This window comes from Pseudomonas sp. S1_G07 (assembly GCF_054668565.1).
This window is the reverse complement of the sequence record NZ_CP162778.1, coordinates 72,495-83,815: the sequence shown is the minus strand read 5'-3', so window position 1 is coordinate 83,815 and position 11,321 is coordinate 72,495. Positions and strand designations below refer to the sequence as shown.

Here is an 11,321-nt window from a genome sequence, read left to right as displayed (position 1 = left end):
CTTTTGCACTAGATACAAACGCTTATGCATTGTTGTTTCAGCATCCTAAAACTGATGCGTATTACAACTTGGAAAAAAAATAAAATCCGGTGAGACCCTAAGTTTTTTCATTCCAGAAATCGTAGCTATGGAAATTCATTCCGTTTTAGGAAAATATCGCCGTGGTGGAGTGAGCGCTCAAAAAGAAGCTTGCACACGAAATATTCTGAATGAGGACAAGCATGTTCCTTGCTCTAATATTTGCGTAACAAATCCACGCCCGCGAATGAATCCTAAAGTTTACAAAGCCCTTCAGAAACTTATGAAGGATATTGAAGGGAAGGCTGGCAGTATACAAGCTGACTTATTGCCATTGGGAACGTCTGAAATGTCGGAAGGCAAGAAGCTGCTCATGCAACTTTCCCATCGTTTTGCATTTGGGTCTCATGATGCATTGGTAGCAGGAACCGTTATTGCTGCTGCTGCGAATGGATTGAATCTCACTTTAGTGACATCTGACAAAAGTTTAAAAGCTGTATGTAGCGAGGAAGGCATTCCTTTTTTTGATCCGTTAATACGAATTCCAACTGAAATTATTGAGCAAGCAGAAGCGTCTTGAATTTTTGAGGGGGTTAAAATCCTTATCATCACTTTCGAGATTGCGAATTGTTGCCAGTAGTTGGATCGCACCCACCATAGTGGGTGCCCTATTGCTCTTGGTTTGCCAAAGAAGGCATTTCAGAGTTTTCCGTTTTGGCTGGAAACAGACTGAGTTGAGCGTCTGCTATTGGCCGATTGCTGCCTCTGGCCAACGGCAGCTCTATGTCGGAAGTCGCCTGGAATCATCGTATCGAAACGACTTTTTTATCTCGATTCTCTCTGATAGCTGATACAGATAGGTTGCCGGTAGCAGCTTCCTGGATGTGGTCGCTCCACCAGGCCATCATCGGACGTCTGCGCTCGATGTAGTCTGCTCGGTTATAGGCGCTGCGTACTTCGTCTTTATCGACGTGGGCAAGTGCGACCTCTATCAATTCAGAATCCCAGCCTTGCTCGTTGAGGATGGTGCTCGCCATTGAGCGCATTCCATGACTTACCAAGCGCCCTTCGAAGCCCATTCGCTTTAGCGCCATGTTGGCAGTCTGGCTGTTGCAGTGGGTGCGTGGGTCTCGGTCTGCCGGAAAAACGTACTCTCGGTTTCCACTCCAGGGTTTGATCACTTCTAGCAGCGCCAAAGCTTGCTCCGTGAGCGGAATAATATGTATCCGACGTTTCTTCATGCGTTCCGCTGGAATCGTCCAGATCTTCTTTTCGAAGTCGATGTCAGCCCAGCGGGTGGTGGCAGCTTCAGCTGGGCGGGTCATGGTGTTGAGCTGCCATTCGATAAGGCAGCGCGTAGTTCTTTTTATGCTGGCATTGGCAATCGCCACCATAAGCTCTTTCAGTTCATCGGGAGCAAGCGCTGCCATGTTCTTCTTTTTCGGCTTCTTGAAGACGGAGCGAATCCCGCTGAGTGGGTTTGCGTGAATAAATCCCGAGTTGACCCCGAAGGTCATGATTTCGTTAAGTCGCTGTGACAGCCGTTTAACGGTTTCAAGGCTGCCTTTGGTTTCGAGTGGTCGAAGGAGGTTGATGACTTGTGGTGCGCTGATGGCTGAAATCTGTGTGGTGGCTAAGTCCGGAAACACATGCAGCGTCAACGAACGCCAGATGTCCTCGGCATAAGCTGGTGTGACCGCATCCTTTTTCAGTTCAAACCAGGACGTCGCGACATTCTGGAATGTGTGCTCGGTTTCAGCTTGCTTTGCTTGCAACACTGAATCTCGTTTTTCTTTGGGATCGATGCCTTGGGCAAGTATTTCCCTCGCTGTAATGGAGCCCTTTCGTGCCTGCGCTAGAGAGACTTCAGGGAAGGTGCCGAGGCCCATGTTGATCCGCTTCTTCGTCACGGGGTGTCGATAGTTGAAGTTCCATAGCTTGGAGCCATTACTTCTCACTCGCATTTGAAGTCCGCCACCGTCGAACAGGACGTAGTCCTTTTCAGCAGGCTTGGCAGATTTGATTTTGAGTTCAGAGAGGCGAACCGCTTGTGCGCACATTGGCATTCCAGGATGAGGTTGGCATTCCAAAAATTAGCACTGTTGGGCTTGGAATGCCATTTGGAATGCCATAAAGCGTGGCTGCTCTTGGACGTCCGTGGACGCTGATGGCGCTGAAAGCCCCGTATTTACTGGATTTCAGGCACAAAAAAAGACGTCTATGGACGTCTTTAGATGATGAAGTGGTGGAGCCGGGGGGATTTGAACCCCCGTCCGCCAGTACTCCGCTGTCGGTACTACATGCTTAGCCGTTTCTATTAAGTTAACCCTCAGCGACCCGAAGGGCAGGGTGCTTTGGGCGAGTTGTGTAAGTTTTAGCCGCTTCGTCCACAACGTACTGCACGGCGATTCTGTTCTATATGACAATCACTTTGGGTTTACAGACATCCCCTGGTGATTGCTGGACCCGAAGGTACCAGAAGCTCAGGTCTAAGGCTGCTTACGCAGCGATAGCGAATTCCTGGCCGTAGTTTTCGTCATTGGCAACTATAAGTAGTTGCAACAGTGGATTTACGAGTTCTGTTACCAACTCGGCATGCACCTAAAGTTTCGCGACCGGCGTCGAATCCTAAACGGCCCCGTGCTTGTAACTCGTTGTTTCATAGTGAGTGACAAGCCTGTGCAGTGTACGCCAAATGGCTACGGAAGGCCAACCCGTAGGTTGGTCTTCCGCGAGGCGGGCGCTTATTGGCCGCCTTTATCGTAGTTCTGCAGGTCCTGCAGGGCCTTGGACGTGATTTCGATGCACTTCTTGTCATCACCGGCAGCGTGAGCCGCCATGGCCTGGGAGACGGCGGTGTCGATTTCGCCGCTTTTGCCACTGGTGTCGGTGGAGAGCATCGCTTTGCCATTGTTGATTTTGTCCAGGTTGACCTTGCAAAGGTCAGGCTCGCCCGCAGCGAAAACAGGGGAGGCCAGCATCGCAGCGGTAATGAACAAGCCAGCAAGAGCGGAACGCTTCATAGGGTATCTCCTTGCGCAAAAGGGCTCGACGCTGCTGGCGTGCTTCGGCTGCCAGCGACATCACTGATGAGCCTCGTTTTTCGAGGCTTATGCAGATGACTACGCCAGCGCGCAGGGGTTCTTTTTTTTGCGTGATTAATGCGCGCGTGCCTGGGTGACACGGTCCACGAGGTAGACCAGCCCGTGATAATCAATGCCGCCGTGCTGGCTCAGGCCAATCTCGCAGGTGCGACTGGTGGAGATGCCTTCGCTGCAATACTGCACCGCGTCCTTGAGTGAGCGCAGTGAGTGGGCGTTGAGTTCCGGCGTGGTGAAGCCTTTGTCGCCGGCAAACCCGCAGCAATGGATGCCTTCGGGGATCACCACGGTTTTCGAGCAGCGGCGAGCCAGGTCGATCAGGGCCTGGCTTTCTCCCAGGTGTTGGGTGCTGCAGGTGACGTGGACGGCAATCGGCGCTTCCTGTGGGGTGAAGTCCAGGCGGTCCATCAGGTGCGTACGAATGAAGCGCACGGGGTCGTAGAGGTCCAGCCGCGTTTCGCCGAGGTCTTGTACCAGGCGCAGGGTGCAGGGGCTGGTGTCGCAATAGATCGGGTCGAGGCCGCCGCGGCTGGCGTGGAGCAGGGCACCGATGAGTTCCTGGCGCTTGTGGTCGGCCTGTTCGGCGTAGCCCTTAGAGGCGAAGGGCTGGCCACAGCACAGGCTGTTCTGATGATCGGGAGAGACGACTTGGTAACCGGCTTTTTCCAGCAGGCCACGGGTTTTTTCGTACAGTGACATCTGTTCTTTATCACCGGCCGCCGGCCCCATGGCGCGTGACACACAGGCCGCCAGGTAGACCACTCGTGGTCGTTCGTCTGCCACCGCCGGGCTGAAGCGAATGGCTTTTTCCGGCTGCGGCATGGCGTTGGTCCATTGTGGGATTTGCCCTTTGGACAGTTTGGTCACCGTGGCCGATAGCTTCGCCAGGCGGGGCGCGCCTAATAACAGGCGTGCGCCATTGGCGACGTGCAGGGTAAAGCGTGCGCCTTGCAGTGCCGTGGCGAAATGGCTGGCCAGCCATTCGGCGGTTTTCGGATGGTCCGCGTTGCGGCTGCGCAGCTTTTTCACCAGCTCACCAGTGTTGATTCCCACAGGGCAACGTTGGGCACATAGGCCGGTGGCGGCGCAGGTATCGACGCCTTGGTATTGGTAGGCAGCCTCCAGTTCAGTGGTGTCGACGCCCGCACGTTTCTTGGCTTGGATGTCGCGCCAGATCACGATGCGCTGGCGCGGGCTCAAGGTCAGGCCTTTGGACGGGCACACCGGTTCACAGAAGCCGCATTCGATGCACTTATCCACAAGCTCGTCGGCTGCGGGCAGTGGCTTGAGGTGCTTGAGATGAATATGCGGGTCTTCGCTGAGCACCACATTCGGGTTGAGGATGCCGTTGGGGTCGAGCAGGCGCTTGAGTTGCCACATCAGTTGGTAGGCATCGCTGCCCCATTCCAGCTCGACGAAAGGCGCCATATTGCGGCCGGTACCGTGCTCTGCTTTGAGCGACCCACCAAACTCCACCGCCACCAGGTGCGCGACGTCGTCCATGAACGCTTGATAGCGTGTGACTTCCTCCGCGCTATTGAAACCTTGGGTGAATACAAAGTGCAGATTGCCTTCCAGGGCGTGTCCGAAAAGGATGGCTTCGTCGTAGTGATGTTTGTCGAACAGTTCGATCAAACGGTTTACGCCGATGGCCAGTTGCTCGACCGGGAAGGTGACGTCTTCGATGATCACGGTGGTGCCGGTTTTGCGCACGGCACCGACCGCGGGGAAGGTATCCTTGCGGATCGCCCAGAGACGGGCGTTTTCCAGTGGGTCTTCAGTGAAGTCGACCTGTTTTTCCACCGGGAAGCCGGCCAGGGACGCCATGATCAATGCCAGTTGTTCATGCAGCAATGAAGGCGATGCGGCGCGGGATTCGATCAGCAGCGCGCAGGCATTTTCTGACAGATGCTTTACGAAAGCAGGCATGCCCGGTTTGTCCTGAACCGAGCGCATGCTGCGCCTGTCCAGCAGCTCGACGGCCGACACTGGTTGGGTTTTCAGCACCGTTACGGCGTTGCAGCAGGTCTCGACATCCGGGAACACAATCAATGCCGACGCTTTGTGCGGGTGGTCGACCACGGTGTCGTAGGTGACCGCACTGATAAAGCCCAATGTGCCTTCGGAGCCCACCAGCAAGTGGCTGAGGATATCCAGCGGCTCATCGAAATCCACCAAGGCATTCAGTGACAGGCCGGTGGTATTTTTCAGGCGATATTTGTGGCGAATTTTGGCCGCCAGTTCGGCGTTTTCCCGCGTTTCGCGTCCCAGTGTCGCCAGGCGTTCCAGCAGCGCGCCGTGCTGTTCACGAAACGAACTGACGCTGGCTGCGTCTTCGGTGTCCAGGCGACTGCCGTCGGCCAGCACCAGACGAATGCCCGCGAGGGTGTGATAGGTATTTTGCGCGGTCCCGCAGCACATGCCGCTGGCATTGTTGGCAACGATGCCGCCGATCTTGCAGGCATTGATCGACGCGGGGTCAGGCCCGATCTTGCGCCCGAAGGGCGCCAGCCACGCATTGGCCTGAGCGCCTATCACGCCGGGTTGCAGGCGGATCTGCGTACCTTGCCCACGAATCTGGCGACCGTTCCAATTGTCACCCAGCACGATCAGTACCGAGTCGCTGATGGCCTGGCCGGAGAGGCTGGTACCCGCCGCGCGAAAGGTCACCGGCACATGGTCACGCTGGGCCAGTTGCAGCAGGGATACAACTTCGTCTTCAGATTCCACGCGGATCACCAACTGTGGGATCAGTCGGTAAAAACTGGCGTCGGTGCCGAAGGCTAGGGTGGAAAGCGGATCGTCAAAGCGCCGATCGCTCGGGATCAACTGTGCGACGTCGGCAAGGAAAGCGGCAGGCAGGCTCATTGGTTCTCCAGAAATAACTGACGCCGGAATTGTCGTCCGGCGTCGATTCTTACCCTATGGCGTGCGGGTCTCAGTGCACCAGCATACCGGTGAACCAGTAGGCCTGGGCCAGGGTGATCAGCCCGACGATGGTGGCAAAAAACAGGCTGTGCTTGAGGGTAAAACGGAACAGGTCGGATTCCTTGCCTACCAGGCCGGTGGCGGCGCAGGCTACCGCGATCGATTGTGGCGAGATCATCTTGCCGGTAACGCCGCCGCTGGTATTGGCGGCAACCAGCAAGGTGTCGTTGACACCGATCTGGTGTGCGGTAGTTGCTTGCAGCGAGCTGAACAGCGCGTTGGACGAGGTGTCGGAGCCTGTCAGGAAAACCCCCAGCCAGCCGAGGAATGGCGAGAAGAACGGGAAGGCCGCCCCAGTACCGGCCAACACCAGCGCCATGGTCGAGGACATGCCTGAGTAGTTGGTGACGAATGCGAAGGCGAGCACCATGCCAATGGACAGAATTGGCCAGCGCAGTTCGTAGAAGGTTTCTTTTAATGTGGTAAGACCAATTTTTACGTTGATCTTCAGTACCAGCATCGAGATCAGGGCTGAGAAGAAAATCGCGGTACCAGTTGCCGAAATCGGGTCCAGCTTGAACACCGCCGGAATGGCCGTCGGGTTGGTCACAATCGGTGCAACCTTGACCACCAATTGGTCCAGGTGCGGGATTGCGAAGTTGAACACCCAGCTGTACATCGAGCCGCCTGCGGCGAACATTGCCTTGAACGGTTTGAGGGTCCAGATGGTGACCAGCACGGTCAGGATCAGGAACGGCGACCATGCTTTGACGATCTGCCCCAGGCTGTAAGGCGAGGCAACGGTACTGCGTGGCTGGCCGAAACCACCGACGCTGCCGGTGACGGCTGTGCTTGAGGTGGCGCCGGCAATCTGCGCGCCAGCGGTGCGCCTGGGTTGCCAGACTTTCAGGAACAGGGTCAGGGAGATCAGGCTGGCCAGGGCCGAGGTGATGTCCGGCAGTTCCGGGCCGATGAAGTTGGAGGTGAAGTACTGGGTGACGGCAAAGCTCAACCCCGCGACCAGTGCAGCCGGCCACGTCTCACGAACGCCGCGCAGGCCGTCCATCATGAACACCAGCCAGAACGGCACGAACAGCGATAGCAGGGGCAGTTGACGGCCGGTCATGGCGCCGATCTTGAACGCATCGATGCCGGTCACTTGCCCTGCAACGATGATCGGGATACCCAGCGCGCCGAAGGCTACGGGCGCGGTGTTGGCGATCAGGCAAAGGCCGGCGGCATACAGGGGGTTGAAGCCCAGGCCCACCAGCAGTGCAGCGGTGATCGCCACGGGGGCGCCGAAACCTGCCGCGCCTTCGAGGAAGGCGCCAAAGCAGAAGCCGATCAGCAGTACCTGCAGGCGTTGGTCGTCAGTGATCGACAGGACTGAACTGCGGATGATCTCGAACTGGCCGCTTTTGACGGTCAGTTTGTAAAGGAACACCGCCGCGACGATGATCCATGCGATGGGCCACAGGCCATAGGCAAAGCCATAACCGGCAGCGGCCAGTGCCATGTCCGCCGGCATCTGGAAGGCAAAGATTGCCACCAGGATCGACAGCACCAGCGTAATGCTGCCGGCTACATGGCCTTTGAGGCGAAACACAGCCAGGGCCAGAAAGAAGAATACGATCGGAATTACGGCTGCCAGTGCGGACAGGCCGAGGCTGCCGAGTGGGCTGTAAAGCTGTTGCCAGGTTTGCATATGGGGTGGCCCCTAATTGTTGTTGGTCAGGCACTTCTGAGTCGATTTGGATAATTGGTAATACCAATTTACAATCGCCGTGGGCTAGGTTAAAAGCCTTCGGGGTGGTGTGTCAATTTGCCGCCTGCGAAACTTTGGTCGTAGGTGGGTGTACGAAGGTGTCTGATCGGGTAAAGCGAAAGCGTTCTGATAGGTGCTGGAAGTGCGGCGATAGGCCAGAATAGAGGGCCCGGCGAGTGGTCGGGATGGTGGAGAGCTAGCTATGGGGTTTGATCTGGTGCGTCAGCGCCGTTTGTCTGACGATATTGTCGAGCAACTTGAGGGCATGATCCTTGAGGGCACGTTGAAGTCGGGCGAGCGCTTGCCTGCCGAACGCGCGCTGGCTGAACGGTTTGGCGTGTCCCGCCCGTCGTTGCGGGAGGCGATCCAGAAGCTGGCGGCCAAAGGGTTACTGGTGAGTCGTCAGGGGGGTGGCAACTACGTCGCCGAGTCATTGGGCTCGACCTTCAGTGATCCGCTGTTGCACCTGCTGGAAAACAACCCCGAGGTTCAGCGCGACTTGCTGGAGTTTCGCCAGACGCTTGAAGCATCCTGTGCCTATTACGCCGCGTTGCGCGCTACCGAGGTCGATCGTGAGCGACTGACTGCTGCGTTCGAGGTACTGCAGGATTGCTACACCCGCGTTGATGAAGTCAGTCGAGCGGAGGAGGGCGCCGCAGACGCCAGGTTCCACCTGGCCATTGCCGAGGCCAGCCATAACGCGGTGCTGCTGCACACCATTCGCGGCTTGTTTGATCTGCTCAAGCGTAATGTGGTGACCAATATCGGTGGCATGTATCAGCAGCGTACAGAGACCCGCGACATGCTGATCAGTCAGCACCGGGATCTGTACCTGGCGATTATCGAGGGGCGAGCCGAGCAGGCGCGAGATGTCTCAACACGTCACCTGCAGTATGTGCAGGAGGTGTTGGAGGAAGTGCGTCAGGAGGTTCAGCGCGTGGCGCGTGCGCAACGGCGCAAAGGGATGTAGCCAAGGGGACTCCCAGGGCTACACCGTTACAAGGGGGGGGGTTACTCTTCCTTGCCTTTGTTGCGCACGGCGCGATGCAGTTCGCGGTTGGAATCGCGCTCGCGCTCGGTATCACGCTTGTCGTATTCCTTCTTGCCTTTGCCCAGTGCGATTTCGCATTTGACCAGGTGCTTGCTCCAGTACCAGGACAGGCAGACGCAGGCGTAGCCCTTCTGCTGCACGGCGGCGGCGAGCTTTTCCAGTTCGCGGGCATTGAGTAATAGCTTGCGCGTGCGCACCGGGTCGGCAATCACGTGGGTGCTCGCGGTGGTCAGCGGGGTGATATGACTGCCGAGCAGCCATGCCTCGCCATCCTTGAGCAGTACGTAGCTGTCGACCAGTTGCAGCTTGTTGGCGCGCAGACTCTTTACTTCCCAGCCGGCCAGGACCAGACCAGCCTCGAACCGATGTTCGATGAAGTAATCGTGTCGCGCCTTTTTATTTTGCGCGATGGTCCCTGTGGGGTGTTTCTTTTGTTTAGCCATAGGGGCGGCATTATAGGGAGTTGCGAGCGTGTCGGCTACGGTCAAGCTGCGTGCTTGAGCGTGTTGGATGAATCCCGGACAATGCGGGCAGTTCTTTGATTTTTTTCTTTCGCGGATCGGGCTGTTCTTCCGCGATGTTTGCCGCTCAGCTGTGGAAATAACGCACACATGACGACGCATATTCAACGTTCGGCCCTGCTGCCTTATCCGGCGCAGGCGCTCTATGACCTGGTCAACGACGTGGCGCGTTACCCGGAATTCCTGCCGTGGTGCTCCACGGCTGAAGTGCTGGAAAGCAGTGATGAACACATGATTGCCAGTGTCGGGGTGGCCAAGGGTGGCCTTAGCCAGCATTTTGTTACGCGAAATGTGCTGGCGCCGGGCAAGTCGATTGAAATGAACTTGCAGGAAGGGCCGTTTACCCAACTGCATGGGGTTTGGGTGTTCAAGGCGTTGACCGATAAGGCCTGCAAGATCAGCCTGGATCTGTCTTTTGATTACGCAGGGCCGATTGTGCGCGCGACGCTGGGGCCTTTGTTCAACCAGGCGGCCAACACCTTGGTGGATGCGTTCTGTCAGCGAGCCAAACAACTGCATGGTTGAGATTGAAGTGGTGTACGCCACGGTGGATCGTCAGGTTTTGTTGGCGGTGACGGTGCCGTCAGGTACCAGTTTGCGCGCAGCTGTGCAGGCGTCAGGGATTGCGGCGCAATTTCCTGAGCTTGATCCGGCTCATTGTCCTCTGGGGGTGTTCGGCAAAATGGTCGCCAATGCCGAGTTGCGTGCCGTGCAGTCGGGTGATCGCATCGAGATTTATCGGCCCTTGCTTGCAGACCCTAAAGAGGTGCGCAGGCTGCGCGCGGCCAAGGCGGTACTGGCTAAGCAACAGAACCCGTAAGCGTGCCAGACGGCAACAAAAAAGCCCGGCATGCCGGGCTTTTTGCTGAGCGCCGCGCAGTTACTGCGGGCTGGTGTCCAGAGGCTGAGGCGTCGGGACTGGAACGGTTTTCACCTCGTCGACATCCTTCTGGATCTTGTCGAGCAATGAGCCAGGCTTGGCCGGAACCTCGGACTTCGGCTTCTCGCTTTCCTGCGCAGGCGCAGTCACGTTGGTTTCGTTGTCCTTGCCGAGCAGGGCTTCATCACGGCTTACGCCTGGCATGAAATCGCCGGACAAGCTGACAAGCTGGTCATTGCCATTGAAAACAACGCTGACGCGTTCCTGTTGGCGTTCACCGCCCCCGGGCTGCAGGCTATAGAGATAATCCCAGCGATCGGCATGGAAAGTGTCGGTCAGCAGGGGATTGCCCATGATAAACCGTACTTGCCGTCGGGTCATTCCCGGCCGTAACTGGTCTATCATGTCCTGCGTGACGACATTGCCCTGCTGGATGTCGATTTTGTAAACCCCGGGGAATGAACAACCGGCGAGTGCGAGCAGTCCCACAAAGGTGAAACTGGTTAGCAAGAGCTTGGTGTTTTGCATCGGTGGGCGACTTCCACTATCTTGGCTGGGACAACGTAAACGCCGATCATACCCGTATTAAGAGAAGCTGCGAAGCAGCATCCGCGAGAAAGCTAACCATGGTTGAAAATAGCGAACTACGCAAAGCCGGTCTTAAAGTGACTCTGCCACGAGTCAAGATTCTACAAATGCTCGATTCTGCTGAGCAGCGCCACATGAGTGCCGAGGATGTTTACAAGGCGCTGATGGAGTCTAACGAGGACGTCGGCCTGGCCACGGTTTACCGTGTGCTGACCCAGTTTGAAGCCGCAGGGCTGGTAGTTCGTCATAATTTCGACGGCGGTCATGCAGTGTTCGAACTGGCTGATGGTGGTCATCACGATCACATGGTTGACCTGGATACCAATGAGGTTATCGAGTTCACCAGCCCGGCAATCGAAAAACTCCAGCATGAGATCGCTGAGGAGCATGGGTTCGATTTGATCGACCACAATCTAGTGTTGTACATCCGTAAGAAAAAGTAAAAAACACGTAGATTGGTTCTTGAGAG

At 56.6% G+C, this 11,321-nt stretch carries 11 protein-coding genes and 1 other RNA gene; 5 read left to right on the top strand and 7 right to left on the bottom strand.

What is annotated here, in order from left to right; translation table 11 throughout:
• Nucleotides 1–127 precede the first annotated feature (127 nt).
• Nucleotides 128–598, top strand: a complete 471-nt coding sequence (locus AB4O05_RS00375; protein ID WP_460133907.1) for a PIN domain-containing protein — start codon at nucleotides 128–130, stop codon at nucleotides 596–598.
• Nucleotides 599–821: 223 nt separating this feature from the next.
• Here AB4O05_RS00375 and AB4O05_RS00370 read toward each other — a convergent pair whose 3' ends face one another.
• The 5 genes from AB4O05_RS00370 to AB4O05_RS00350 all read right to left on the bottom strand — a co-directional run bounded on the left by AB4O05_RS00370 (nucleotide 822) and on the right by AB4O05_RS00350 (nucleotide 7,752).
• Nucleotides 822–2,078: an integrase domain-containing protein gene (locus AB4O05_RS00370; RefSeq protein WP_460133909.1), complete on the bottom strand. Its 1,257-nt coding sequence runs from the start codon at nucleotides 2,076–2,078 to the stop codon at nucleotides 822–824.
• 183 nt (nucleotides 2,079–2,261) lie between these two features.
• Nucleotides 2,262–2,658, bottom strand: a transfer-messenger RNA (tmRNA) gene (gene ssrA, locus AB4O05_RS00365).
• 104 nt (nucleotides 2,659–2,762) lie between these two features.
• Nucleotides 2,763–3,041, bottom strand: a complete 279-nt coding sequence (locus AB4O05_RS00360) for a hypothetical protein (RefSeq protein WP_460133911.1) — start codon at nucleotides 3,039–3,041, stop codon at nucleotides 2,763–2,765.
• Nucleotides 3,042–3,176: 135 nt separating this feature from the next.
• Entirely contained in the window at nucleotides 3,177–5,987 is a 2,811-nt protein-coding gene (locus AB4O05_RS00355) for an FAD-binding and (Fe-S)-binding domain-containing protein (RefSeq protein WP_460133913.1), read from the bottom strand.
• A 70-nt stretch (nucleotides 5,988–6,057) separates the two neighbouring features.
• Nucleotides 6,058–7,752, bottom strand: a complete 1,695-nt coding sequence (locus tag AB4O05_RS00350; RefSeq protein ID WP_460133915.1) for a lactate permease LctP family transporter — start codon at nucleotides 7,750–7,752, stop codon at nucleotides 6,058–6,060.
• Between the two features lie 262 nt (nucleotides 7,753–8,014).
• Between AB4O05_RS00350 and AB4O05_RS00345 the strand changes: the two genes are divergently transcribed.
• On the top strand, nucleotides 8,015–8,782 hold the full coding sequence (locus AB4O05_RS00345; protein ID WP_460133916.1) for a GntR family transcriptional regulator: 768 nt from the start codon (nucleotides 8,015–8,017) through the stop codon (nucleotides 8,780–8,782).
• Nucleotides 8,783–8,823: 41 nt separating this feature from the next.
• Here AB4O05_RS00345 and smpB read toward each other — a convergent pair whose 3' ends face one another.
• Nucleotides 8,824–9,306 (bottom strand): SsrA-binding protein SmpB, encoded by a 483-nt coding sequence (gene smpB, locus AB4O05_RS00340; protein ID WP_192298933.1) that lies wholly within the window; start codon nucleotides 9,304–9,306, stop codon nucleotides 8,824–8,826.
• 168 nt (nucleotides 9,307–9,474) lie between these two features.
• Here smpB and AB4O05_RS00335 point away from each other — a divergent pair, with 168 nt between their 5' ends.
• Entirely contained in the window at nucleotides 9,475–9,909 is a 435-nt protein-coding gene (locus AB4O05_RS00335; RefSeq protein ID WP_460133918.1) for a type II toxin-antitoxin system RatA family toxin, read from the top strand.
• Nucleotides 9,902–10,204 (top strand): RnfH family protein, encoded by a 303-nt coding sequence (locus tag AB4O05_RS00330; protein ID WP_460133919.1) that lies wholly within the window; start codon nucleotides 9,902–9,904, stop codon nucleotides 10,202–10,204. The genes AB4O05_RS00335 and AB4O05_RS00330 overlap by 8 nt, the downstream gene beginning before the upstream one ends.
• 60 nt (nucleotides 10,205–10,264) lie before the next feature.
• Here the strand turns inward: AB4O05_RS00330 and AB4O05_RS00325 are convergent, their stop codons facing one another.
• Nucleotides 10,265–10,792, bottom strand: a complete 528-nt coding sequence (locus AB4O05_RS00325) for an outer membrane protein assembly factor BamE (protein ID WP_460133921.1) — start codon at nucleotides 10,790–10,792, stop codon at nucleotides 10,265–10,267.
• A gap of 98 nt (nucleotides 10,793–10,890) precedes the next feature.
• Here AB4O05_RS00325 and fur point away from each other — a divergent pair, with 98 nt between their 5' ends.
• The gene (fur, locus tag AB4O05_RS00320; RefSeq protein WP_003176156.1) at nucleotides 10,891–11,295 is read left to right on the top strand and encodes a ferric iron uptake transcriptional regulator; all 405 of its coding nucleotides are present in this window, start codon (nucleotides 10,891–10,893) and stop codon (nucleotides 11,293–11,295) included.
• The last annotated feature ends 26 nt before the right edge of the window (nucleotides 11,296–11,321 follow it).

Coding starts and splice junctions, on each gene's coding strand:
- AB4O05_RS00375 (WP_460133907.1), top strand. CDS start 128: ATGGAAATTCATTCCGTTTTAGGAAAATATCGCCGTGGTGGAGTGAGC.
- AB4O05_RS00370 (WP_460133909.1), bottom strand. CDS start 2,078: ATGTGCGCACAAGCGGTTCGCCTCTCTGAACTCAAAATCAAATCTGCC.
- AB4O05_RS00360 (WP_460133911.1), bottom strand. CDS start 3,041: ATGAAGCGTTCCGCTCTTGCTGGCTTGTTCATTACCGCTGCGATGCTG.
- AB4O05_RS00355 (WP_460133913.1), bottom strand. CDS start 5,987: ATGAGCCTGCCTGCCGCTTTCCTTGCCGACGTCGCACAGTTGATCCCG.
- AB4O05_RS00350 (WP_460133915.1), bottom strand. CDS start 7,752: ATGCAAACCTGGCAACAGCTTTACAGCCCACTCGGCAGCCTCGGCCTG.
- AB4O05_RS00345 (WP_460133916.1), top strand. CDS start 8,015: ATGGGGTTTGATCTGGTGCGTCAGCGCCGTTTGTCTGACGATATTGTC.
- smpB (WP_192298933.1), bottom strand. CDS start 9,306: ATGGCTAAACAAAAGAAACACCCCACAGGGACCATCGCGCAAAATAAA.
- AB4O05_RS00335 (WP_460133918.1), top strand. CDS start 9,475: ATGACGACGCATATTCAACGTTCGGCCCTGCTGCCTTATCCGGCGCAG.
- AB4O05_RS00330 (WP_460133919.1), top strand. CDS start 9,902: ATGGTTGAGATTGAAGTGGTGTACGCCACGGTGGATCGTCAGGTTTTG.
- AB4O05_RS00325 (WP_460133921.1), bottom strand. CDS start 10,792: ATGCAAAACACCAAGCTCTTGCTAACCAGTTTCACCTTTGTGGGACTG.
- fur (WP_003176156.1), top strand. CDS start 10,891: ATGGTTGAAAATAGCGAACTACGCAAAGCCGGTCTTAAAGTGACTCTG.